The 24736-nt window shown below is 60.1% G+C and carries 22 protein-coding genes; 1 reads left to right on the top strand and 21 read right to left on the bottom strand.

The features are described 5' to 3' along the window. Positions 1 to 3: 3 nt before the first annotated feature. From rplC to hutH, 6 genes are all read right to left on the bottom strand, one after another. Positions 4 to 654 (bottom strand): 50S ribosomal protein L3, encoded by a 651-nt coding sequence (gene rplC / locus AACZ26_RS03360; RefSeq protein WP_339619142.1) that lies wholly within the window; start codon positions 652 to 654, stop codon positions 4 to 6. A 40-nt stretch (positions 655 to 694) separates the two neighbouring features. Then, complete coding sequence (gene rpsJ, locus AACZ26_RS03355; RefSeq protein ID WP_100388190.1) at positions 695 to 1003, bottom strand: 30S ribosomal protein S10; 309 nt, start codon at positions 1001 to 1003, stop codon at positions 695 to 697. 514 nt (positions 1004 to 1517) lie between these two features. After that, on the bottom strand, positions 1518 to 2747 hold the full coding sequence (hutI, locus tag AACZ26_RS03350) for an imidazolonepropionase (RefSeq protein ID WP_339619141.1): 1230 nt from the start codon (positions 2745 to 2747) through the stop codon (positions 1518 to 1520). Continuing rightward, the gene (locus AACZ26_RS03345) at positions 2744 to 3601 is read right to left on the bottom strand and encodes an arginase family protein (protein WP_339619140.1); all 858 of its coding nucleotides are present in this window, start codon (positions 3599 to 3601) and stop codon (positions 2744 to 2746) included. The genes hutI and AACZ26_RS03345 overlap by 4 nt, the downstream gene beginning before the upstream one ends. Then, on the bottom strand, positions 3588 to 5252 hold the full coding sequence (gene hutU / locus AACZ26_RS03340) for a urocanate hydratase (RefSeq protein WP_339619139.1): 1665 nt from the start codon (positions 5250 to 5252) through the stop codon (positions 3588 to 3590). The genes AACZ26_RS03345 and hutU overlap by 14 nt, the downstream gene beginning before the upstream one ends. 8 nt (positions 5253 to 5260) lie before the next feature. Then, entirely contained in the window at positions 5261 to 6805 is a 1545-nt protein-coding gene (gene hutH, locus AACZ26_RS03335) for a histidine ammonia-lyase (RefSeq protein WP_339619138.1), read from the bottom strand. On the opposite strand from hutH, the gene AACZ26_RS03330 reads away from it, so the two are divergent. Further along, entirely contained in the window at positions 6804 to 7652 is an 849-nt protein-coding gene (locus tag AACZ26_RS03330; protein ID WP_339619137.1) for an IclR family transcriptional regulator, read from the top strand. The two genes, hutH and AACZ26_RS03330, sit on opposite strands and share 2 nt — an antisense overlap. A gap of 105 nt (positions 7653 to 7757) precedes the next feature. Here the strand turns inward: AACZ26_RS03330 and tuf are convergent, their stop codons facing one another. The 15 genes from tuf to AACZ26_RS03255 all read right to left on the bottom strand — a co-directional run bounded on the left by tuf (position 7758) and on the right by AACZ26_RS03255 (position 24725). Continuing rightward, positions 7758 to 8951, bottom strand: coding sequence for an elongation factor Tu (gene tuf, locus AACZ26_RS03325; protein WP_339619136.1), 1194 nt, complete (start codon positions 8949 to 8951; stop codon positions 7758 to 7760). Between the two features lie 109 nt (positions 8952 to 9060). Continuing rightward, the gene (fusA, locus tag AACZ26_RS03320; RefSeq protein WP_339619135.1) at positions 9061 to 11175 is read right to left on the bottom strand and encodes an elongation factor G; all 2115 of its coding nucleotides are present in this window, start codon (positions 11173 to 11175) and stop codon (positions 9061 to 9063) included. Between the two features lie 90 nt (positions 11176 to 11265). Further along, positions 11266 to 11736 carry a 30S ribosomal protein S7 gene (gene rpsG / locus AACZ26_RS03315; protein ID WP_100388182.1) on the bottom strand — a complete coding sequence of 157 codons (471 nt, stop codon included), beginning with the start codon at positions 11734 to 11736 and terminating at the stop codon, positions 11266 to 11268. After that, positions 11736 to 12110: a 30S ribosomal protein S12 gene (gene rpsL / locus AACZ26_RS03310; protein ID WP_009773141.1), complete on the bottom strand. Its 375-nt coding sequence runs from the start codon at positions 12108 to 12110 to the stop codon at positions 11736 to 11738. The genes rpsG and rpsL overlap by 1 nt, the downstream gene beginning before the upstream one ends. Positions 12111 to 12460: 350 nt before the next feature. After that, on the bottom strand, positions 12461 to 13318 hold the full coding sequence (locus AACZ26_RS03305) for a hypothetical protein (protein ID WP_339619122.1): 858 nt from the start codon (positions 13316 to 13318) through the stop codon (positions 12461 to 12463). 117 nt (positions 13319 to 13435) lie between these two features. After that, complete coding sequence (locus AACZ26_RS03300) at positions 13436 to 14131, bottom strand: hypothetical protein (RefSeq protein WP_339619120.1); 696 nt, start codon at positions 14129 to 14131, stop codon at positions 13436 to 13438. Continuing rightward, the gene (locus AACZ26_RS03295; protein WP_339619118.1) at positions 14128 to 14895 is read right to left on the bottom strand and encodes a fimbrial assembly protein; all 768 of its coding nucleotides are present in this window, start codon (positions 14893 to 14895) and stop codon (positions 14128 to 14130) included. Before AACZ26_RS03295 ends, AACZ26_RS03300 begins: the two co-directional genes overlap by 4 nt. Further along, positions 14892 to 15932, bottom strand: a complete 1041-nt coding sequence (gene pilM, locus AACZ26_RS03290) for a type IV pilus assembly protein PilM (protein WP_339619116.1) — start codon at positions 15930 to 15932, stop codon at positions 14892 to 14894. The genes AACZ26_RS03295 and pilM overlap by 4 nt, the downstream gene beginning before the upstream one ends. A gap of 19 nt (positions 15933 to 15951) precedes the next feature. Then, positions 15952 to 16755 carry a prepilin peptidase gene (locus tag AACZ26_RS03285; protein ID WP_339619114.1) on the bottom strand — a complete coding sequence of 268 codons (804 nt, stop codon included), beginning with the start codon at positions 16753 to 16755 and terminating at the stop codon, positions 15952 to 15954. Next, entirely contained in the window at positions 16752 to 18497 is a 1746-nt protein-coding gene (locus tag AACZ26_RS03280) for a hypothetical protein (RefSeq protein ID WP_339619112.1), read from the bottom strand. Before AACZ26_RS03280 ends, AACZ26_RS03285 begins: the two co-directional genes overlap by 4 nt. After that, positions 18494 to 19201 carry a type II secretion system protein gene (locus AACZ26_RS03275; protein ID WP_339619109.1) on the bottom strand — a complete coding sequence of 236 codons (708 nt, stop codon included), beginning with the start codon at positions 19199 to 19201 and terminating at the stop codon, positions 18494 to 18496. Before AACZ26_RS03275 ends, AACZ26_RS03280 begins: the two co-directional genes overlap by 4 nt. After that, a complete protein-coding gene (locus AACZ26_RS03270) occupies positions 19198 to 20580 on the bottom strand; it encodes a prepilin-type N-terminal cleavage/methylation domain-containing protein (protein WP_339619107.1) in 1383 nt (460 codons plus the stop codon). Before AACZ26_RS03270 ends, AACZ26_RS03275 begins: the two co-directional genes overlap by 4 nt. A 139-nt stretch (positions 20581 to 20719) precedes the next feature. Continuing rightward, entirely contained in the window at positions 20720 to 21169 is a 450-nt protein-coding gene (locus AACZ26_RS03265; protein ID WP_339619105.1) for a prepilin-type N-terminal cleavage/methylation domain-containing protein, read from the bottom strand. A gap of 272 nt (positions 21170 to 21441) precedes the next feature. Further along, entirely contained in the window at positions 21442 to 22683 is a 1242-nt protein-coding gene (locus AACZ26_RS03260; protein ID WP_339619103.1) for a type II secretion system F family protein, read from the bottom strand. Further along, the gene (locus tag AACZ26_RS03255; protein ID WP_339619101.1) at positions 22683 to 24725 is read right to left on the bottom strand and encodes a PilT/PilU family type 4a pilus ATPase; all 2043 of its coding nucleotides are present in this window, start codon (positions 24723 to 24725) and stop codon (positions 22683 to 22685) included. The genes AACZ26_RS03260 and AACZ26_RS03255 overlap by 1 nt, the downstream gene beginning before the upstream one ends. Positions 24726 to 24736 lie beyond the last annotated feature (11 nt).

Genomic DNA, 24736 nt, shown 5'->3' with positions numbered 1-24736 from the left:
GTACTACGCCCCCTTCACTGCGTTGCGGACGAAGACGATACGGCCGCGAGCACCGGGAACGGCGCCCTTGATGAGCACGAGTCCCTTCTCGAGGTCGATCGAGTGGACGGCGAGGTTCATGACCGTTACACGGTCACCACCCATACGACCGGCCATGCGCATGCCCTTGAAGACACGGCTGGGGGTCGACGAGGCACCAATGGAACCAGGCTTGCGGTGGTTACGGTGTGCACCGTGGCTTGCAGATACACCCTTGAAGTTGTGACGCTTCATAACACCAGCGAAACCCTTACCCTTGCTCGTGCCGACAACGTCGACCTTTGCACCTGGGGTGAAGATGTCAACAGCCAGCTCTTGGCCGACGGTGTACTCCGCGGCATCAGGGGTGCGAATCTCAGTGAGGTGACGGCGAGGCGTAACGCCTGCCTTGTCGAAGTGACCGGTGAGGGGCTTGTTGACCTTACGAGGGTCAATCTGGCCGTACGCGATCTGGACAGCGCTGTATCCATCAACCTCGGGGCTACGCAGTTGCGTAACAACATTCGGGGTGATTTCGACAACGGTCACGGGAACGAGCTTGTTGTTCTCGTCCCAAACCTGCGTCATACCGAGCTTCTTGCCCAGCAGACCCTTGGTCGTCTTAGTTGTAGACATTATTTTCCTTATCGGCTCAGTCGCTCAATAACTGCGCGAGCTAAAGCTTGATCTCGATGTTGACGTCGGCCGGCAGGTCGAGACGCATGAGCGAATCCACAGCCTTGGGCGTCGGGTCGATGATGTCGATGAGCCGCTTGTGGGTGCGCTTTTCGAAGTGCTCGCGGCTGTCCTTGTACTTGTGAGGTGAGCGGATAACCGCAACCACGTTCTTCTCAGTGGGCAGCGGCACCGGGCCTACTACCGTGGCACCCGCGCGGGTAACCGTGTCAACGATCTTGCGTGCCGATGAGTCGATGACCTCGTGGTCGTACGACTTGAGTCGGATGCGGATCTTCTGTCCCGCCATGACTGGCTCTCTTCCCTTAGTACTGTTGAGGCACTGCGTGCACCTGGGCTGTTCGACACCAAGTGTTGCCACCCGGAGACGCTCAGCACTTCTGCTTTCGCACCACTATTTATCTGTCAAGTTCTTGCTGTCACTGCTTGTTGCACCAACTCGCGAGGCCGCGAGGAACATATGCCGGCGAACCGGCACAGGCGTCTCCCGCAGCACGCACTCTCTCGAGTGAATATTTGGGGAGTTGGTTAAGCTTGGTTCCTCTCCCCGCGGCCTAGCTACTACACGGTGTGTGATTCACGCTCTGCGTGAGCCACACGTTGTGGAACTATGCACTGCCTGGGAGTGATCCGCGCGCACAAGGCGGCGAAATGTTGAACTAGAAGAGTCTGTCACATCCAGGCATTTGCTGCAACCCGGGCGTGTCGGATTTCACGGCCACTTCTCAGCGGCGCAGGAGCGTTACAGCAGACGGCGCTTTTGCCAGCGACCCGGAGCCACAATATTGGCCCGAACACCGCCTCTAGGCCCAAGGACGCACGAGCTCGTGATCCCCGTCGATAAAGACGCTGGCGACCAGAGGAACGCCGGGCCTGTACGCCAAATGACGGTAGTGCGGAGCATCCAAAATCTGGGCATTCGCACGTGCTCCCACGCGTAAATGCCCCACGTCATCCCGACGCAACGAGCGCGCTCCCCCGAGCGTCGCCGCCGCGACCGCTTCCGCCGACGTCATTCCCATCTCGCGCACCGCAAGCGCAATGCAGAAAGGGATGGATGACGTGAAGCTTGAGCCCGGATTGCAATCGCTAGCCAGAGCAACAGTCACTCCCGCATCGAGCAAGCGCCGAGCATCCACGAACGGATGTTTGGTAGAGAACTCAACCCCCGGCAGCACGCCAGCAACGGTGCCACTGCCAGCGAGCGCGTCGACGTCGGCGCCGGAAAGGTAGGTGCAGTGGTCAACGCTCGCGGCCCCCAGCTCGACGGCGAGCTGGACAGCTCCAGACTCGGCAAGCTGCGCACCATGCAGGCGAGCTCCGAGCCCCCGCGCCTGTCCCGCAGCGATGATCGCGCGAGTCTCCGCCTCCGTGAAGGCGCCACTGTCGCAGAAGACATCGATCCAACGGGAGTGTGGGGCACAGGCATCCAGCATCTCTCCCATCACGAGAGCAACATAGCCGGCACGGTCATCCGCGTACTCCGCAGGAACGACATGGGCGCCGAGGAACGTTGTCTCGTCTGTGAGCGTTGAGGCGAGGCGCAGCATCCGCTGCTCATCACGAACATTCAGGCCATAACCACTCTTAATCTCGATCGTCGTCGTGCCCTGACGGCGCATCTCCGCGACGAGCGCCGTGGCGTTGGCGAGCAGTTCGTCGTCGGTTGCCTCCCGCGAAAGCGCAACGGTGCGCCGGATGCCGCCCGCCTCATAGCGACGACCCGCCATGCGCGCTTCGAACTCCTCCGAACGGTCGCCCGCGAAGAGAAGGTGGCTGTGGCTATCGACAAAACCCGGGAGCACGCACCGACCCGCAGCATCCACGTGATCGTCGGCAGCGGGGGCTTGTTCGGTTGGCCCCCACCAAGCAACGCGACCGCCGTCGAAAACAATGGCAGCATTCTCGATCTCTGGCTGCTCGTTGTCATGGGTAAGGAGGAGTCCGATGTTGGTGATCACGGTGCTGGCGTTCGCGGTGCTCGTGTTCGCGGTGCTCGACTTCGCCGTGCTTGGCTGTGTGGCATTCGTCATCGCAGGGCCACTCCGGAGATCGCTTCGAGAACGCAGAGGGCCACGAGGCGCACTGTGCGTTCGTCGGCAGAGTCTGCAGCGGCATCCACTTCAACAAGGTCGAGTGAGTAGACGGCCGGATGCGCGGCAGCAAGCCGTGCGGCAGCGCGCAGGTCGATCGCCGCAATGCCACCCGGTACTGACGCGGGGCAAGCGGGAGTAACCGCGCGGTCGCAGACATCGACGTCGAGATCGACGTGGATGGGGCCACCAGCGGCGCCCGCAATCCTCAGAGCCTGTGCCATGACATCGTCCATCGACCGCGAGCGCAGTTCGTCGCGAGTGATGACGGTGATTCCGGCCTCACGGGCGCGCTCGGCGTAGGCCAGCGAGTTCGCCAGCGGCTCGATACCGATCTGCACCACGCGGTTGCCGTCGAGGCCTGCCTCGAGAAGTCGGCGGACGGGCGAACCATTACTCGTTCCGTCGCGTAGGTCGTAGTGAGCATCGAGCGTGATGAGACCAGCGGTGGCGATCTGTGATCCCCAGCGTCCGAGGGCGGTGGGTACCGTTGCGGCGTTATCGCCGCCCAACGCGACAACAAGCTCGGTTCGCAGCTCAGCGACCGCCTCGATCGCCTCCGCTTCGTTCAAGTCAGGCTCGCGCACGTTGCCGGCGTCGACGATCCGCAGATCAGACAGCGCGGCATAACGCCGCAGAGCCTCCCGCACTGCCTGAGGCGTGGTGTGCGCTTGAGTCGGCGAGAGCGACGTACGCGAAGTCGGCATACCGATGAGCGCGACATCCGCCCACTCGTCAGCAACCGGTGCAGCCCAGTCTCCCGCCCGTGGCCACAGCGGATCAGCGCTCAGCATTGTCGCCCTTCGTGAGTGGAGCCTCGTTCATAGGGATGCGAACGCCGAGATCATCAGCGACCGCGATGGCTTCATCGTAGCCAGCATCGACGTGACGGATCACTCCCATCCCTGGATCGTTCGTAAGAACGCGCTCAAGCTTCTGGGCCGCCAACTCGGTTCCGTCAGCGACCGTCACCTGGCCGGCGTGGATCGACCGGCCAATGCCAACGCCGCCACCGTGGTGAATAGAGACCCACGTTGCCCCCGACGACGTGTTGACCAGCGCGTTGAGCAACGGCCAGTCGGCAATCGCATCCGAACCATCTTTCATCGCTTCGGTCTCTCGGTACGGCGACGCCACCGAGCCGCTATCGAGGTGGTCGCGGCCAATCGCCAGCGGGGCAGCCAACTCGCCCGAGGCGACCATCTCGTTGAACTTGAGGCCAGCCTTGTCGCGTTCGCCATAGCCGAGCCAGCAGATGCGGGCGGGCAGACCTTGGAAGTGCACCCGCTCCCCTGCCAGCTTGATCCAGCGCGCGAGCGATTCGTTCTCGGGGAACAGCTCGAGAATTGCCGTGTCTGTCTTGTGGATGTCGCTGGCCTCGCCACTGAGGGCGGCCCACCGGAACGGCCCCTTACCCTCCGCAAACAGCGGACGGATGTAGGCCGGCACGAACCCCGGAAACGCAAACGCATCCGCGTATCCCGCCGCGCGCGCTTCGGTGCGGATGTTGTTGCCGTAGTCGAAGACCTCGGCACCCTGGCGCTGGAAGCCCACCATCGCCTCAACGTGGATCGCCATTGACTCGCGAGCGCGCTGGGCGAAGTCGGGGTGGCTACGGGCGCTCTCCCAATCGTGGAAATCAACGCCGAGCGGCAAGTACGCCAGGGGGTCGTGCGCGCTGGTCTGGTCGGTGACGATATCGATCGGGGCGCCCATCGCCAGCAACTCAGGCACGGCTGCAGCTGCGTTGGCAAGGACGCCGATCGACAGCGCCTTCTTCGCATCGCGAGCTGCAACGGCGAGCTCGACAGCGTGCGCCAGCGACTTCGCCTCGACGTCGAGGTAGCCGTGATCGATACGCCGAGTGATGCGGCTCTGATCAACATCGATGCAAATCGCAACACCGTCGTTCATGGTTACGGCGAGGGGCTGAGCCCCGCCCATGCCTCCGAGGCCGGCCGTGAGCGTGATGGTGCCCGCCAGAGTGCCACCGAATCGTTTCGCCGCGACCGCAGAGAAAGTTTCGTAGGTGCCTTGCAGAATGCCCTGCGTGCCAATGTAGATCCACGATCCGGCCGTCATTTGGCCGTACATTGTGAGGCCCAACTGCTCGAGCCGGCGGAACTCATCCCAGTTCGCCCAGTCGCCCACGAGATTGGAGTTGGCGAGCAGCACGCGGGGCGCCCACTCGTGCGTCTGCATCACACCGACGGGCTTGCCCGACTGCACGAGCAGCGTCTCGTCGCCCTTGAGCGTCGTGAGCGAACGCACGATCGCATGGTAGCTGGGCCAGTCGCGGGCAGCCTTGCCCGTGCCGCCATAGACGACGAGATCTTCGGGATGCTCGGCAACCTCCGGGTCTAGGTTGTTCTGCAGCATGCGCAGAGCGCCCTCCTGCTGCCAGCCGAGAGTAGTGAGGGTGGAACCACGCTGTGCCTGAATCATGACTGCTCCTAGTGAAGTTCGGTGACGGAACGTGCTGCTGCAACAAGGGCACCCGACTGCACGAGTTCAACGCTCGCGGCAATGTCGGGGGCAAGGTAACGGTCGGGGCCTGCGCCGGGCACTCGCTCGCGCAGGGTGTCGATTACGGCGGCCGATACCGGGGACGGCTTCTCGCCGCGCATCTCAATGCCGCGCGCGGAGGTCAACAGTTCGATCGCTAGAACGCGCGAGAGACCGTCGATGCTGCGACGAAGCTTGAGACCGGCACTCCAGCCCATCGAAACGTGATCCTCTTGCATAGCGCTGGTCGGAATCGAGTCGACGGATGCCGGAGCCGCGAGCCGCTTCATCTCGCTGACGATGCCTGCTTGGGTGTACTGCGCGATCATGTGGCCTGAGTCGACCCCGGGATCCGCGGCAAGGAATGCGTTCAGCCCACCATTGCGGTTGCTGTCGAGGAAGCGGTCGGTGCGACGTTCGCTCATGCTTGCGACGTCGGCCGCCACAATCGCGAGGAAGTCGAGCGCATAGCCCACGGGCGCCCCGTGGAAGTTTCCGTTCGACTCCAAACGGCCGTCGAGGGTGACGACAGGATTATCAATTGCGCTCTGCAACTCTCGCTCGGCAACGCGTCTCGTGTGATCGACCGTGTCGCGAGCCGCCCCGTGAACCTGCGGAGCACAACGCAAGGAATAGGCATCCTGCACTCGGGTGAAACCATTGGTGGCGTGGGCGGCGATCGTTCCCGAATCGCGCAGCACCGCGCGCATATTGCCGGCGGAGATCTGCTGGCCGGGGTGGGGGCGGAGGGCGTGAAGATCTTCGGCAAAGACGCGATCTGTTCCGGCGAGACCCTCAACACTGAGAGCGGCGGATAGGTCGGCGGTGGTGAGCAACGCACTCAAATCGGTGATGGCCATCGAGAGCATGCCGAGCATCCCATCCGTGCCATTGATGAGCGCCAGGCCCTCCTTTTCGTGCAGCACAACCGGCTCAATGCCGGCGGCCTTGAGAGCAGCGGATGCGGGCATCAGCTCCCCCGCGACGCGCACGTCGCCTTCGCCCATGACCGCTAACGCGCAATGCGCCAGCGGAGCGAGGTCACCCGAGCACCCGAGGCTGCCGTACTCCCCCACGATCGGAGTGATGTCGGCGTTAAGCAGTGCGGCATAGGTTTCGGCGACAACGGGGCGCACTCCGGTACGGCCGGTTGTCATCGTGGAGAGGCGTAAGAGCATAGTCGCCCGCACCACCTCAGCATCGATCTCGGCACCGGAGCTGGCGGCATGGCTGCGCACCAGAGACCGCTGCAATTGCACACGCTGCTCGCGAGCGATGTGTTTCGTGGCGAGGGCACCGAAACCTGTCGACACCCCATAGTGCGGCCGAACGTCGTTCGCGAGAGCCTCGATGACGGCGCGCGACGCCTCGATCTCGGCGATAGCGTCAGGCGTAATCGACACACGCGCATGGTGGCGCGCCACCGCCACGACCTCGGCGATGCTGACGGGGCCAACGCCAAGAGAAACAGTCTGCGGAGTTTCGGGATTCATGGTCCCAGTGAACGCTGATCGCCCTTCTGCTGCGATAGCGATCCGCGATATGGTGTCTGAGATCTCAGACAGGGGAAACGTGCCCAGCATTCCAGCAGCGCGGAACACTATGGCGGTGCTGCGCCATCTCGCTTCTCGCAAAGGACCGGTGCCCGCCTCGGCCCTGGCCCGCGAGCTCGGCCTGCCCCGATCATCCATCTATCAACTGCTCGCCGTCATGGCCGACGAGGGCTTCGTCGTGCACTATCCCGAGGATCGCACCTACGGGCTGAGTGCGCTCGTCTCCGAAATTGGCACCTCAGCGCTGCGCAGCGAACGGCTCTCTGCTCTCGCCTCACCGCTGATGCGCAGCCTCGCTCGCGAAGCACCCATCCCGGTCGTAGCGCACCTTGCGGTACTGAGCGGCTCGGATGTGAGCTACGCGGCACGCGTGCAGGGAGCCCGCGCTCCCACGACCGTCTCTGCCGTCGGCGTGCGCCTGCCCGCCCATCTCACCGCCACCGGCCGCGCTATGCTCGCGCGGCTCACCGCACCCCAAGTCCGCGCTCTGTATCCGACTCGGGCGTCTCTGACCCGTCGGCAATCGGCAGGGCCGCAGACTCTGACAGAGCTCGACCGGATGTTGGACACCGCCCGCACGCGCGGTTGGGCGAGCGAAATTGGCGACGTTACCGCCGACTACTCGTCGGTAGGTGCCGCGGCGCTTGACCGCAACGACTACCCCACAGCAGCGATCGGGCTCACTTTCCGCACGGATGCCGTGGGCGAGCACTGGGACGAGCTTGGCGCTGCGACGGTGGCTGCTGCGCGCGCCCTCACCAGCAGGCTTACCGGACGCGCCGGCTAATCGACCCCGCTCGCTCAATGGTGGGGCCAGCTAAATAACACCGCTGGTTAAACGACGAAGGGCCGAGCCTTTCGGCTCGACCCTCGTCGTAATTAGTTACTGAGCTTACGCCAGAACCTTGGTTACCTTACCGGCACCTACGGTACGTCCACCCTCACGGATGGCGAAGCCGAGGCCCTCTTCCATGGCGATGGGCTGAATGAGCTCAACGGTCATGTCGGTGGTGTCGCCAGGCATAACCATCTCGGTGCCCTCAGGCAACGTGATGACGCCGGTGACGTCGGTGGTACGGAAGTAGAACTGCGGGCGGTAGTTCGCGTAGAACGGGTTGTGACGCCCACCCTCATCCTTGGAAAGGATGTATGCGGTTCCCTCGAAGTTCGTGTGAGGAGTAACGGAACCAGGCTTAACAACAACCTGTCCACGCTCTACATCTTCACGCTTGGTTCCACGAAGAAGCAGACCACAGTTCTCGCCAGCCCATGCTTCGTCGAGCTGCTTGTGGAACATCTCGATACCAGTGACCGTGGTCTTCTGGGTCGGGCGGATTCCAACAATCTCAACGTCAGAGTTGATCGTGAGCGTTCCACGCTCGGCGCGGCCGGTAACAACGGTTCCACGACCGGTGATCGTGAAGACGTCCTCAACGGGCATCAAGAACGGCTTGTCCTTGTCGCGTACGGGGTCAGGAACGTTCTCGTCAACAGCATCCATGAGATCAAGGATCGACTGCTCCCACTTGGCGTCGCCTTCGAGAGCCTTGAGGCCCGAAACGCGAACGACAGGTGCGTTGTCTCCGTCGAAGCCCTGGCTGGAGAGGAGTTCGCGAACCTCGAGCTCAACGAGCTCAAGGATCTCTTCGTCGTCAACCATGTCGGACTTGTTGAGTGCTACGAGCAGGTAAGGAACACCAACCTGCTTCGCGAGCAGAACGTGCTCGCGAGTCTGAGCCATCGGGCCGTCGGTCGCTGCAACCACGAGGATTGCACCGTCCATCTGAGCAGCACCGGTGATCATGTTCTTGATGTAGTCAGCGTGACCGGGAGCGTCTACGTGAGCGTAGTGGCGCTTGGTCGTCTCGTACTCAACGTGCGAGATGTTGATGGTAATACCGCGCTGACGCTCTTCCGGAGCCGAGTCAATCGACGAGAAGTCACGCTGGACGTTGGTTGCCGAAGGGAACTTGTCTGCAAGTACCTTCGAGATCGCTGCCGTGAGCGTGGTCTTTCCGTGGTCGACGTGACCGATGGTTCCGATGTTTACGTGCGGCTTGGTCCGCTCGAACTTGGCCTTAGCCACTGTGGGTCCTCCTCAGGACTCGGTTGCTTCGCATCCGACGACTTATCACTGCCGAATGTTCCGCAAGTTGGTGTGTATCTATGTTAGTTGCGCGCTGGTAGTGCGGCGATTACTCGCCCTTGTTCTTTGCAACGATCTCGTCAGCTACCGCGCGGGGAACCTCAGAGTAACTGTCGAACGTCATCGAGTACACCGCACGACCTGAAGTCTTGGACCTCAAGTCACCGACATAGCCGAACATTTCCGACAGTGGTACGTGGGCGCGAACGACCTTTACGCCGGTCGCATCCTCCATGGACTGGATCTGCCCGCGGCGACTGTTGAGGTCACCGATGACATCTCCCATGTACTCCTCGGGAGTACGAACCTCGACCGCCATGAGCGGCTCGAGGAGAACTGGATCAGCCTTGCGTGCTGCTTCCTTGAATGCCATGGTTCCCGCGATCTTGAACGCCATTTCTGACGAGTCAACATCGTGAGCAGCACCATCGAGGATGATGCCCTTGACGCCGACCATCGGGAAGCCCGCGAGGACTCCGACGTTCATCGATGCCTGGAAACCCTGATCGATCGAGCCAATGTATTCACGAGGAATACGACCACCGGTGACCTTGTTTACGAATTCGTAAACCTTGTCTCCTTCGACCTCCATGGGCTCAAGCGAGATCTGGACCTTAGCGAACTGTCCCGATCCACCCGTCTGCTTCTTGTGGGTGTAATCGTGCTTGTCCACAACGCGGCGAATCGTCTCGCGGTACGCAACCTGCGGCTTACCAACGTTGGCTTCAACGTTGAATTCGCGCTTCATGCGGTCCACGAGGATGTCGAGGTGAAGTTCACCCATTCCCTTGATAACCGTCTGGCCAGTTTCCTGGTTCTGTTCGGTACGGAACGTGGGGTCCTCTTCAGCGAGCTTCTGAATAGCAACACCAAGCTTTTCTTGGTCTGCCTTTGTCTTCGGCTCGATCGCTACCTCGATCACGGGCTCCGGGAACGTCATCGACTCAAGAACGACCTGGTCGCTCGGGTCACACAGAGTGTCACCGGTCGTGGTGTCCTTGAGGCCGATTACGGCGTAGATGTGTCCAGCGGTAACGCTATCGACAGGCATTTCCTTGTTGGCGTGCATCTGGAAGATCTTTCCGATGCGCTCCTTCTTACCCTTCGTGGAGTTAGCAACAGCTCCACCAGAGTCAAGGTGTCCCGAGTACACGCGAATGTACGTGAGGCGACCGAAGAAGGGGTGCACAGCAACCTTGAACGCCAGAGCAGAGAACGGCTCGCTGGAGTCCGGCTTGCGGATGATGATCTTCTCTTCGTCGTTAGGTGCGTGTGCTTCCATCGGAGGCACGTCGACCGGCGACGGGAGGTAGTCAACAACGGCGTCGAGCATCGGCTGAACGCCACGGTTCTTGAATGCAGAACCACAAAGAACAGGGTAGATCTCGCTGTTAACCGTGAGCTTACGAATGGCAGCCTTGATCTCCGCAACGGTGATCTCTTCGCCACCGAAGTAACGCTCCATAAGGGCGTCATCAGTCTCAGCAACAACCTCGAGGAGAGCGGTGCGGTATTCCGCAGCCTTTTCCTTGAGGTCTTCAGGGATCTCTTCGATGGCGTACTTGGCACCCATCTGTACGTCACCCTTGGAGTCTCCACGCCAGGTGAGTGCACGCATCTCGACGAGGTCGACGACACCCTCGAACTCAGACTCGAGTCCGATCGGGAGCTGGATAACCAACGGGCGAGCGCCAAGGCGGTTGATGATGGTGTCTACCGTGTAGTAGAAGTCCGCGCCCATCTTGTCCATCTTGTTGACGAAGCAGATGCGAGGAACGTCGTACTTGTCGGCCTGGCGCCATACAGTCTCCGACTGCGGCTCCACACCCTCTTTACCGTCGAACACGGCAACAGCACCGTCGAGAACGCGGAGCGAACGCTCCACCTCAACCGTGAAGTCAACGTGGCCTGGGGTGTCGATGATGTTGATCTGGTTCTTGTCCCAGAAACAGGTCACAGCAGCAGACGTGATCGTGATGCCACGCTCTTGCTCCTGCTCCATCCAGTCAGTCGTGGATGCACCATCGTGAGTTTCACCGATTTTGTGGTTTACACCCGTGTAAAACAGGATGCGCTCAGTCGTGGTGGTCTTGCCAGCATCGATGTGAGCCATGATGCCGATATTGCGGACCTTTTTTAGGTCCGTGAGCACTTCCTGTGCCACAGGTTCCTCCGAAAGTTTGTTAGTGAAGAACGAATCTCAGCACTGAGGCGAATCAGGGTTTGCCTGACCCGCCTCAGTGTGAGGTGCTGACTACCAGCGGTAGTGAGCGAATGCCTTGTTCGACTCGGCCATCTTGTGGGTGTCTTCGCGGCGCTTTACAGCGGCGCCAAGCCCGTTCGATGCGTCCAAGATCTCGTTGGTGAGACGCTCAGTCATCGTCTTTTCACGACGACCCTTTGCGTAGCTCGTGAGCCAGCGCAACGCGAGCGTGTTGGCTCGGTGCGACTTGACTTCAACGGGAACCTGGTAGGTCGATCCACCGACACGACGCGACTTGACCTCAAGGGTCGGGCGTACGTTATCGAGAGCCTTCTTGAGGGTGACGACGGCATCTTGGCCGGTCTTCTCCGCTACACCGGCGAGCGCTCCGTAAACGATGCGCTCGGCGAGGCCCTTCTTGCCGTCAAGAAGAATCTTGTTGACGAGCTGGCTGACAATGGGTGCGCCGTAAACCGGATCCGCGACTACGGGACGCTTAGGTGCTGGTCCTTTACGAGGCATTACTTCTTGTCCTTCTTCGCGCCGTAGCGGCTACGAGCCTGCTTACGGTTCTTAACGGCTTGGGTGTCGAGCGCTCCGCGAACGATCTTGTAGCGAACACCGGGGAGGTCCTTTACACGACCACCACGGATGAGCACCATCGAGTGCTCTTGAAGGTTGTGACCTTCACCGGGAATGTAGGCCGTGACCTCGGTACCGTTGGAAAGCTTGACACGAGCAACCTTGCGCAGAGCTGAGTTCGGCTTCTTCGGGGTTGTTGTGTAGACACGCGTGCAAACGCCGCGCTGCTGCGGGTTGGACTTAAGGGCGGGCGCCTTGGTCTTGACGACCTTTGGCGTGCGTCCCTTACGCACCAACTGCTGAATGGTGGGCACTCAATTACTCCTTGTTTTTGCTGCACGGTGACAGCGTCATGATGGTTAGCATTCGATGTTCTTCTCAGAACACCGAGTTCATCTGGACCCACGCGCACCCTAACAAGTCGAATAAACGAACTGTCTCGGTGATTTGTGGATATGCCGTGGGGGTCAACCAGAAGGTTGAACCCTGTGGTGTGGAGTTACTTGCACTCGAACCCCGCTATGCGGCCAGCCCCAAGAGGCATCGTTCAAGCGCACGGCAAAGCGCACACCTCAGAAAGAATAGCCCCCCGGGTGTACCGGGGTCAAATGGTCACAGCGCACACGCAGGCTCCGGAACTGCCCATGCGACCGGCTGAGCGACCTTAGCGCTGAGCAGCAGTTTTCTCCGCGAGTTCAGCTTCCCACTGAGCGCGTGTTTCGCTGTTGCGTTGCGTAACTTTCCGGCCGCGTTTGGCTACGAGAGCCCCCGTCCACAACGACACTTCCCGACCGAGAAGTCCAGCGACAATCACGAAGGGATCAACTAGCGCCGCAGCAAACATCGCTTGCGCCTGCTCTGGAGTGTTTTGAACAACTCCATTGATAAGCAGGAGTGCGCCAATCGTGCCGAAGTACACGAGAAGACCCACGAGGATGCTCGAGAAAACATGAGCTGCCCATCCGGCCCGATTCACGATGAGGGCAATGATGATTGCTCCGAGAGCAAAGAACGCGACGGGAACGTAGAACGATGGCGCCTGAACGAAAGCAAGAGCAACCCGGCCGGTGGCGGCTGCACTCACTATCGCGACCGCAATAGCGAAAACGAGCGCGAAGACTAGCGAAGCTGCGAGCGCGATAAAAATACCGAAACCTCGGTTGCCAGCCACCTTAGGAGGCGTAGGCGCGGTGACGTAAACAACGCGTGGTTCAGTGGATGACGTGGTTGCTGTGGTTGCGGCACCAGCTAGCTCTGGCTCTGGCTCTGGCTCTGGCTCTGCGACGATCTCGGGCGCGGAGGCGCGCGCGGGCTCGACCATCGGCTCAGCCTCCGCTTCGAGAGTGGAATCGTCGTGGATCACTGGCGACACGACGGGCGAGGGCTCAGCAATGGGATCAATTAGAGGTGCAGCCTGGGTCTCGGCCGGTTCACGGGGAGCAGAGTCGTCGACCACTACAGCATCCTCAATGTTGTCGTCGTTCTCCGGCGAAGAACCACGCTCTACAGATGGATCGGTCATAACTGTTGCCTCCTCGTGCCAGCGACTGATTGTCACAGTCTACTGACGCGACACCCAGAAATAAGAAGAACGCCACGACCAAGAGGTCGTGGCGTTCTACTTGCACGGCGCCGAAGACTAGTTGACCTCACCACCGCCAGTAGCCAGTGAAGAAGAGTCGGCCGTCTGAAGCACATACACGGAGCCGTTCAACGACAATTCGTATGTTCCCGCTTCACTGCCAATCTGGACTGATGCGGTCGAAACAGAGAAGGAACGCGTGTTCGACTGCACGCTCTCGATGAAGGCATTGAGAGCCTCGTACGTTCCGCTTGCCGAGATGGTGACATCCATCGCAACCAGTCCCGCGACCGACGGCACCGAGGTCACCCCTGACTCTTCTGCAGGAGCGGCGGGTTCTGTTGTTGTCGCGGCAGGAGCGCCCTCCACATCCGCAGCTGGCGCTGCCGGAGCAGCAACGACAGGCGACAGAGCCGCGGTCGCATTGATATAAGCGATATCCACGAAGGTGACGCCATTGGCTACGGCCAACGCCGAAACCTGCTGGGCGAACACCGACGACTCGTGGGTGGAGGGAATTGATGTGCGCAGAGCACCCAAGTCGGCGAAGAGTTTGTCTGAGTTCTCCGCCAATTTCTTGAGGTCGTTAAGCTCGTTGAGCTTGATCTGGTTCTGCAATTCGACGGCTGAAATCTCTTCGTCAGCGCTTGATGCGGTGGCGAGTGCGGGAGCGACTCCCACGGCGTAACCGGCGATCAAAATCAGAATCACCGCGGCGGCGCCGATGAGCGTCCACATTCGTGTCAAGGTCATGAGCCATTCTCCTCATCTGTTGAGCCTGTGGCAGGAGTTTCTGTCGGCTCCGGGGTCACTTCGGGGGCGGGCTCTGCCTCGGCAGTCTCGCCGTCGGTTGAGAGTTCGTCGAACCGGTGAAGTAATGCTTCCCAGTTCACGAACACCACTACCTGAGCGCTGAAGACTCCTTCTTCTTGCTCCGCCGAAACCAGGGTCACATCGGCAAGACCGAATTCATCGGGGACGGCACGAACCCACGCGTCGATTGCTTCCATCGAGGGAGCATCCAACTCGATAGTGAACTCCGCCATGCGCTCCGGTTCAAGCGGCGAAACCGAGTCGCCATAGCCCAGCATCGGAGTAGCCGTATCGAAGTTGTAGTTCGAGATCACCATTCCTTCGGTGAGCTTCGACCCCATAGCCAGCGTCAGCGCTTGAATTGAGACCTCGGTAGACGCGATGAACACGCGCGCTGTTTTGCTGGACTGCAGCGCCTGATTAGCCGCACGAACCTCGCTGTACTCCCCCTGCTGCTGCGTAAGCGACAAGGTGGTTGCTCGAGCACTTTCCAGCGTGAGCCCCCTCTGGAATGCGACAAGGTTGGCACCCGCGGCAGCCAGAATTGCCACTCCCAACGCGATGATTGCCATAAAGATGGCACGGCCTCGTGCGCGGTTCGCGGCTTTTCGCTGACCGACTTCAGGAGGAAGAAGGTGCGCGATTGGCGGATATGCAACTGCAATCTTTACCTCGCGACGTGCAGTTGGTTTCTTCTCGCTCATGCGGAGACCCCCGTAACCAATCCAAGAGCAATAGACATGTTTTGCACGTCTCCCGTGCCTGTGAGACCACGAGCAACGGTGACCATCGAGAACGGATCCGGTTGAGACGCCGGAACCTTCGTAAACTCAGTCACCGTCTCCACGAGCCCAAGCAGCCGTGAGCCGCCACCGCTCATAACAATACGATCGATGGCCCGGTTCTCCCGAGCGTTCTGGAAGTACTGCATCGTTGCCCGAATAGCGAGCAAAGTCTCATTGACCAACTCGAACGACACTTCAAGAGCCGGACGTTGTTCAGCCGTGGCACGTGCAGCGACCACTCCAACCGACTGCTTCACCGCCTCGGCATCGCGCGTGGAGATGTCCATACGCTGCGAGATTCCCTTAGTGATGTCTGCTCCACCGCTGGGGAGTAACCGCACGAAGTGCGGCACATGCCCATCGAGAGCAACCAGGGTGGTGGTCGCTGCCCCGATGTGCACGAGGAGCGTAGTTTGGTTCGCTGTTTCCGGCCCAGAAAAGAGGCGGGTCAGCGCAAAAGGCGCAAGATCGACGTTCTGCGGTTGAAGTCCAGCTGCAACCACTGCGTTCACGTTCACCAACACTGGCGCCTTGATCGCTGCCACAAGCATCCCCGAAAGCATGGGGCCGTTTTCGCCCTCGGTCTCGGCAGCAGGATAAAAGTCAAGGAGCGCATCCGTCGCAGGGACCGGCAGCAAATCCTGAACCTGGAAAGGAAGTGATTCCCTCACCTGATTCAGCGGAAGCCGCGGGACAGTAATGTCGCGAGCGAGAACTTTAGAGTTCCCTGCTCCCAAAACCACATCTTTGGTGCGAATTCCCGCTTGAGACCAGAGCTTTTTGATCGAGGCCGTGACTGTTGCGGAGTCGACAACCTCTCCAGCGCGAACCGCCCCCTCCGGCAGCGGAATCTCACCGAATCGAAGAATTGTCGGTCGCGGTAAATGTGGGTTCTCGACTTCGACAGCACGAATAGCTGACGAGCCGATATCTAGCCCTACAAGTTTCTTTCCCATGTTTCCCCCCGGGCGGCGATCAGCTAAGACCGCTCGCCACCATATATCCGTTCCAAATTTGTGAGCCAAATGCGATGCCGAGCCATGCCCCAGCAATCATCCATGGACCAAAAGGGATCGCCGTGCGACGACGAGCCCGACCAACGATGAGCAGTGCAATCGCGAAAAGTCCTCCGAGCAAGAATGCTGCGAATGCACCCACAGCGAGCACCCCCCAACCGAGCCATCCCAGATAGAGCCCCAGAACTGCTGCCAGCTTGACGTCGCCCATACCCATTCCGCGTGGCGAAACGATCGCGATGATGAAGTAAAAAACGAACAGCGTCGCACCCCCCGCAAGCGCGCCTATAAAGCCAGACCAATTGTTAGCACCACCGCTAGCCAAAGCCAACAGTGCGATACCAACAACTATTGAGGGAAGCACAATCTTGTTTGGGAGAGTTTGAGTGTCGAGATCAATAAGTGTCAGAGCGATCGAAACCGCGGCGAGGTAAAGCAAAGCCGGCAGCGCCCAGACTAAGTCGGTGTCGGCACCGACGACAGCTGTGATAAGACCGAATGCGATCGCGGTCCCAGCTTCAACGAGCGGATAGCGCGCTGCAATTGGCTCCCCGCAATCGCGACATTTCCCTCGCAAAAGTAGCCAGCCGAAGACCGGAATATTGTCGTACCACCGAATCGCGTGCTCGCACTTGGGGCATGCGCTCGGCGGCGAAGACAGCTTTTCACCGCGGGGAACTCGCCACACGACGACATTGAGAAACGAGCCGACAGCGAGCCCCAGGAGCACCGCGAAGATGACAAGGAGCAAGGTTACGGTCATGAGATCGGGGCACCGTTGGATTCAAAGGCTGGCGAAACTTCGATCCACACATTCACTCCATAGGCTGTGGTCACCGGCGAGAGGAACTTTGGCGGCGCGGTGAATTTGAGTCGTGTGTCATAAACATAGTTCTTCGTGTAGCCGCCGGAGCCTTGACGCACGATTCCGCGGAACTTCTGCGCAATTGCTCCGTTGACAGTGAGTGTTCCGCGGCCCGATCCTGCTCCTGGATTCTGAACCGCGAAAGTGTGGCCTACGGAGAGAATCGCGGCGTCGATTCGACGGTTGTAGTCGCCGAGGAGCGTGCGATTCGAGCTGTCCGTGGGGTTCCACACCCACACAGCGTCGTTTCCGACGAGACCCAGCACGTCCTCCTCGGCATTCTTGTACTTGAGGTCTCCGGTGACATATACGTAGTGCTCCGCGGAGAGCGTGGTCTGCCCCTGCAGCGTTCCCTTGACGAAGAGATCGCCCACTCGACACTGGTAGGCGCTGCTGGCGGCAGTCTCGTACCACGTGGGGTATCCGATGCCGTTTCCGATGCGGTTGCCCGAAATGCTCTCGCACTTCAGGCCACTGGGACGCGCGTTGCTCGCCCAATAGTTGGGATCGCCGTACACTGCCGGCACATCCTGAACGTAGATGACGTTGCTCGCGGGTAGATCGAACGTATCTCCGCCCGCACTATTGATACGACTCACATTTCCACAGGCCGGTGGCTGCGAACCGCCGGAGGCAGGCGAGCCCGTGATTCGGGTCGCAATAGTCCAAGGCGAGTACACATTGATCTTGCCGTTGGCCAAAAGCGTGATTTCCGTGGGACCCGTGTAGAGGCAGCCGGGGCGAGGAACGCCGTCAGTGACGAGGTCTGAGCGCGTTTCGCGCAGATGTTGCGAATTTGTGGCCGGCATACCGATCACAGGGCTGAAGACAGGTTGGGGCCAGAGCGGATCAGCGAAAGTCTGGCCGCCGCAGCTATAGCCGTTGGAGTCTCGCGGGTTGTAAGTGACCCCACTCGATGGCGCGTAGCTCGTGGTGACCTTACCCAAGAAAGTGGCGTTACAGATACGGATCGTGTCGTTGGAGTGAACGGGCCCGTCAACCGTGTCGCCGCCCGAGAACGCGATCTCTCCGCAGCTTCCGGAAACGCTACTGCGTCCATCCCACCAGTACTTTTCGCAGGAACTTCCAGCGCCAGAGAACGCGCGGTCCTGGATTTCATAATCCGTGAAATAGAGGAAGTCGATGAAGCCAGACTGACGGAGGTCCGCCACGATGCTACGAGTCTCCCCGCCGACCTTTCCCGTCGAGCGCACTCGGATCACTCCGCTGCTCGAATACTCCGAGTTATCTACCTCATAGCGGAAGAACGACGTGCTCTCCCCCGGGCTTGGGACGGGGATGGGCACCCAGGCTTCGCCTTCAGCGACGTTGAAAGCCGCGTTAGCGACAGCGCCCGTGGGCAAACGAACGTCACTAGTCGACGAGAACGGCGCGAGCGGGTTTCCGTACTGTACGTATGAGGTGTCCTCCGAGAGCCTGCTTTGGTAGTCCTCGATGCCGGCGTACGCCGCGGCAAGAGACGCCGACCACTCTTGAGTGGCAGCTGCCTGTCGGAACCCACCGGTCGCAAAGGCGACGGCCGTGGTCACGAGCAGTCCAAGAACGACGGTGATGCCAATTACCATCGGAAGGGCAGCGCCCTTTTCGCCAGCGAGGCGGGCACGAACGAGTCGGATCATCGGTCGATTCCAATTCTTGAGAGGTCGAGGTTCGGGATACCTACGGTGTTTTCGATACTCGCCGTTTTTGCACGGCCACTTGGGTCGGTTTGCACCGTCATTGAGATCTTCACCGCTGCGACAGCATTGCGCTGTGCTGCGGTGAGTTGCCCACCCGCTGGTGGCTCGAGCTCGATATTGCTCGCGTTGAAATAGCGGAAGACCGGAGTAGTTCCGTTGGATATCTGTCGCACAACCGTGCGTTCAGAAGCCACCGCTGGTTGAAAGGTAAACAAGCCGCCAGATTTGATCGCAGTCCACCGTCGTTCCACGAGCGTACGATCCGATGTGATGAGAAACTCCACCTTCACGGGCTCGGGATCCGCGGCATCCGTGTCTAAGTAGGCCTGAAGAACAATCTGGTTGGCGGCGGCATAGCTGAACACTGGATCATTCGGCAGAGAAGGACCTTTGGGAATAGGCGTACCCGCACGGATCACTCGAGTAAGTTCATTCATCGCCACAGTGGCACCCGCGGTATTAGAGGTAGCGGAGCGTTCGTCGGCGAACGTGCGGGTGAAAGTGATGAAGATGGTCATGACCATCGCGAGCAGCATGGTCATGAGGGCGATGGTGACAATCAGTTCGCTGAGGGTCACGCCGCGTTCATCGCGGCGGACGCGGGAAACCCGCGCGAAGAGAGCATTTCGACAATTTTGAATCACGATGCCACCCTTGGGTCAACCGTCACGACACTAGGAACGCTCGCCGTGCCGCCCACGACAGGAGTGAGCAAGCTGCCTAATCCCAGGGGTAGCCAAACGCCCAACGTGACCGATCGTTCGATTCGCCACGTTCCGTAGGGAAGGGCGAGGTGAGTGGTGCCGGGGTTAATGGTGTCGAACGTCAATTCGCTGCTAATCGTGCACCCGGGATCTCCACTGCCCGTGACGGGGGCGATCGAGGTGGCACGCACACGCCCGCCAGCGAGCCCAGTGGCATCGACTAGCCCCATGGGCACAGTGAGTTCGGCGTTGCCCCCGGGCACTGTCGCGACGGCCACAGCATCGGGCGAGCGGAAGGTCACTCCTGAGACATCAACTTCTTCCCAATCCTGAGGATTACGAGACGCACAGTATGGTTCAGAGCTGGTCGCGGATTCCGGCTTGGCGATATAGGTTCCGGCGAAACCGACGTACCCCGATTTCCAGGGGAAGAGATCGATTCCGCGCGTAAGCGAGGAGTTCGTGGCGCTATTGAGGTGAATGCCGTACGAGCTGCTGAACGAAGTCGGCATGTTGGCCGGGATCTGGATATTCGTCGGCGTGGGGTTGGCAACGTACTTCACATTGAAGCGAGCCGCGTTGTCGTAGTTGAACGAGACCGAACTAGCGGTACCGGCGACGACCTGCGTGAGTTTGCTCGGCGACGTGATCTGACCGGCATCTGTGATGTAACCGGAGCGAGAGATCGAAACGTTGTAATTGCCGGGTGCAACTTTGAGAATGTAGGTGCAGCCTTCGGCATCGGTCGCCGGCGGCGCCACGGACAGGTTCTGAGCTCCGTTGGGCGGCGTGGCCTTGTTGGCGGTGACGTTCACGCCCGCTGATCCGCCGCCAGAGCCTCCTGTCACCGAAACGAGAATGGTGCCCAGTCCGGGGTCGTTGATGCGATCGTCTGGCGCGAGCAGTGTGTCGAAACGTACTGGCTCAGTTCCTGGGCGCATGTTAGGCCAACTAACGGCAACGTTGACGCGCTTGTATTGCAGTGTTCCACCGCCGGTACCGCAGGCTGCAGCGGTGTTGCTCGACGGCACCCACTGCGTGGAGCGAATGATCGTGAAGTCGTCGCCATTGAGACTCGTGGTGTAGGTAGCATCGCCGAGCGTAAATACATCAGCGGCATCTCGAGCTAGGTCAATTTCTTGAGAAGCGAGGTTGGCAGCAACTACGCGAGCGCGGTTATCGCGAGTGACTGAAAGTACGGTCGTGAGTGATTGAAGAACGCCGAGCGAGACGATCGCGAAGATCATCATCGCCACGAGAACTTCAAGAAGGCTCATTCCTGCGTCGGAGCTACGCAGTCGCTGTAGAACCTTGTGCATGATGAGCCCTTTCGTGCGGGTAAGTAAGGGTTGTAGGTGATGCAAGAGAGTTGGGATTCTCTCGAGAGAGCGATCACTCTCCCACGGGGAAAGGGACGCCGCCGCGTGGCGACGCCCCTTCCTGCAAGCCTCTAGCGGACTAGGACTTTACGGTTGTTCCGTCGGTGCTGGTGTAGGTCCAGGTAGGGCCGGTGTACTCACGGTGGGTGACCGTGAATACGTAGCCGTTGCCATCTGCGTCAACCGCAGAGGTGAGGACCACGGACGGCGTTGCCTTGTATCCGTTGTCAACCAGGTCACCGGTGGGCAGGTCAGCTGCCGTTGCACCCGGCGTGTGAGCCATGTCAGCGAACGAACCGTTGTTGCCAACGGCGTACGTCTCAGCAGCGATCACTGCATTGGCGATGTCCGACTTGACCTGCGATTCCCAAGCGCCCTGGCGCTGGTTGAGGAAGAAGGGGATGGCGATCGCGGCAAGGATGCCGATGATCAGAACAACAACGAGGAGCTCAACGAGAGTGAAGCCCTTCTGGTCGTTCTCGAGGTCGTTGCGCTTGGTGCGCAGTGCTTCGTGCAAACGTGCGATCATTTTGGATTTTCCTGTCTGTGGTTCGAATCGTGGACAGGGGCCCCCAGAAAAAATCAGCTTCTCAGCCCCCCACGGAAATACTCTCAACATGTGCGCAAGCTGAGAATCCCACAAACGGGGGTGAACTCCCTCAATAGCCACCCCAGTGTGAGGGGTGTTAGCGCGCCAAACTCACTTTTGCACCCCATTGGGGGCTAGTGAACGCATAGTTAAAGACCAAACGGGAGCATCACGACTCGGGTCGCGACGCTCCCGCTTGGAGCTGCTAGGCGTTACTTGATCTGGTCGAAGATCGCGAAGATCGGCATATAGAGCGCAATCACCATGACGCCGACGATCGCCCCAATCACACCAATCATGAGGGGCTCGATAAGCGCGGTGAGTTGCTCAGTAGTCTTCTGAACCTCATCATCGTAGAAGTCAGCGATCTTCGACAGCATGACCTCCATGGAACCCGCGTCCTCACCGACCGCGACCATTTGGGTGACCATCGACGGAAATACTGACTCTTTTGCCAAAGGAACGGATACTGACTGACCAGAACGAACAGAGTCAGCCACCCGACGGAGCGCTTCCTCAATCACGTAGTTTCCCGACGTCTCCCCGACGATCGAAAGCGCGTGAAGAATCGGCACACCAGCGCCGAGCATCGTTCCGAAGTTGCGCGTAAAGCGTGAGATCGACACCTTCCTGAACAGCGGCCCGAAGACGGGCATCCGCAGCTTCCAGGGATCCACAAACTTGCGGACCTTCTCAGTGTGCTTGTTCTTTTGCCACCAAATACTGAAAACTATGCCGGCGATAATAAGAATCGGGGCGAGAATCGTCATCGCATCCGACATCCACACCAGAATCTGAGTGAGCAGCGGAAGCTCACCACCGAGGTCAGCGAACATCTCCTCAAACACCGGAACGATGAAGAGGAGCATTCCGATAACAGCTGCTACCGCCATGATCAGGACGACAACGGGATAGGTCAGAGCCGACTTGATCGTGCCACGGAGCTTCACCTCACCCTCGAAGTTGTTTGCAATCGACTCAAGGGCATTATCGAGAAAGCCGCCCGTTTCGCCGGCCCGAACGAGATGAATCATGATGGGCGGGAAGACGGTGCCATGCTTGGCGAACGCGTCAGACAACGTTCCGCCCGTCTCGACATCTTGGCGAATCTCGGTCAACGCCTTAGCAAGCGTGGGGTTCTCCGTCTGCTCCGAGAGAATGACGAGAGCTCGGATCAACGACAGGCCCGAGGAAATCATCGTCGACATCTGCCGGCTCATGACCGCAAGGTCATCAAGACCAACACGCTTCTGCAGAAAAGAAATGTTGATTTCTTTATTGAGACCGGTGCCTGCGCCCGCCTCCGTAATAGAAATCGGACTGATCTCCATCGCGCGCAGGCGAGTGACTACTGCATTCTCGGTCGACGCGTCGATGCGCCCCTTGACGATCTTGCCCGACTGATCACGAGCTTTGTATTCGAAGGACTTCGTGGTTGAGGTAGTAGCGGCCATTATCTCGGCACTCCCGTTGAACTGTCGCTCATCAATCGATGCATGCCCTCGGGGTCATGCGACTTAGCCATGGCGGCCTCTTCGGTAATGGCGCCCGACTTGGCGAGACCAGCGAGATGCTGATCCATCGTGTGCATACCGGCGCCACGGCCGGCCTGCATTGCGGAAGGAATTTGGTAGATCTTTCCTTCTCGGATCAGGTTTCCGATAGCCGGGTTCATCGTGAGCACTTCTGTTGCCACGACGCGGCCCTTGCCAGACGCCCGTCGAACAAGCGTCTGGCAAATGATGCCCTGCAGCACTGCTGCGAGCTGAGTGCGCACTTGGCCCTGCTGGTGCGGTGGGAAAACGTCGATAATACGGTCAACGGTTTGCGCAGCATCCTGAGTGTGCAAAGTCGCGAACACGAGGTGACCCGTTTCTGCCGCCGTCAACGCAATCGAGATTGTTTCGAGGTCTCGAAGCTCACCAATCAAAATAACGTCGGGGTCTTGGCGCAGAACGTGCTTGAGCGCGCTCGTGAACGAGTGAGTGTCTCGGCCGACCTCTCGCTGGTTAACGAGCGACTTCTGGTTTCCGTGCAAGAACTCAATCGGGTCCTCCACGGTCACAATGTGGTCAGCACGGGTGCGGTTGACTAGGTCGATGAGCGCGGCCAACGTAGTCGATTTTCCGGAACCGGTTGGTCCGGTGACGAGCACGAGTCCACGGGGCAGAGTCGCGAACTGCGACACCGATTCTTGGATGCCGAGGTCTTTCAACTGCTTGATCTCGGTCGGAATAATACGGAACGCCGCGCCCAGGTTTCCCCGGTCCATGTAGAAGTTCACGCGGAATCGAGCCGCTTCCGACAGCTCGAAGGCGAAGTCAAGTTCGAGCGCCTCGAGGAACTGCTCTTCTTGCTTCTGATCGAGGATGCTAAATAGCGCGTCGCGCGTGCGATCCTTGTCCCACACTCCGATTCCCTTGAGCGGCTGAAGGCCACCATCCACACGGATCATGGGCACAGCGCCAGACGAGATGTGAAGGTCCGAAGCGCCGGTGTACACAACTTCTTTGAGCGCATCGAGTAGTTCAGGATTTGATCCCTCGCGAGCCGTGAGTTCCATCTCGGGACGCGGTTCGCGTTCCTCTTCCACGATCTGCGGAACGGAAAGCAACTGTGATTCGCGGCTCTGCTGCGGCTCTGCGGCGCCGAATCCGCCTGTGAAGCTCAGCAGCCCCTCATCAGCGCCAGGCGGCGGGAAATTCAAGTTGCTCTCACCGGCAATGTCAGGGGCAACCTCGGGGAGATCGAGCAGTCCGCTCTCAGCGGCCGCCTGCGACGGGAACTTAACCGTAGGAGCGTCCGAGGGGACCTCGTTCGTGATCTGTGTCGCGCTGTCGCCCGCCGAGTTCGATGCATCCGTAGTGAAGTACGGCACTTCTGCCGCTGTCGGTGACGGCGCAGGCGCGGCAGGTGCCGCCTCGGCGGCGGGAGCAGCAGGTGCGGGTGCAGGCGCAGCGGCGGGGGCAGGCATCGATGCGCCAGCAGCCGACGTCGCCGCCGACGTCTGAGACATTGCGCCCGCTGCGGCCTGACGGAAGAGTTCATCGAGCGAGTCGATCGAGGTCACTGGCTCGCTCGCCATCCGGCGGGCGCGACGTCCGCCCTCTGCGGCAGCATCGGCGGGAGGCGTTGCTGCTTGAGGAGCAGCAGTCGGCTCAGTATGCGCAGCAGGAGCCGGCGGCGCGGGTGGCGCAGGCGGCGCAGAAACACCAGAAGTGTCGCTGCTCTTGATCGAACCGGATGGTGGTGGAATCGTCGGGAGCGGCGACGCAGGAACTGTCGCTGCGGAGGCAGACGGCGCCGCACCAGTCTGCGCCCACTCAGGGAACGAAGGTGACGCTTGTGGGCTGCCTGCTCCAGGAACGCTCGTTCCCGGCGCCGGCGGTGGTGTATCCGACGGGACGCTGTTCCCAGAAGGAGCGCTTTGTCCCTTCGGTGTGAACAAGCTCTCGTCTACCGATTGCGACGGGATGTCGTAAATCCGCTTAGCCATAATTCCCCCAG

It is taken from the genome of uncultured Salinibacterium sp. (genome assembly GCF_963974405.1).
GTDB lineage: Bacteria > Actinomycetota > Actinomycetes > Actinomycetales > Microbacteriaceae > Rhodoglobus.
This window is presented reverse-complemented; position numbering and strand designations above follow the sequence as displayed.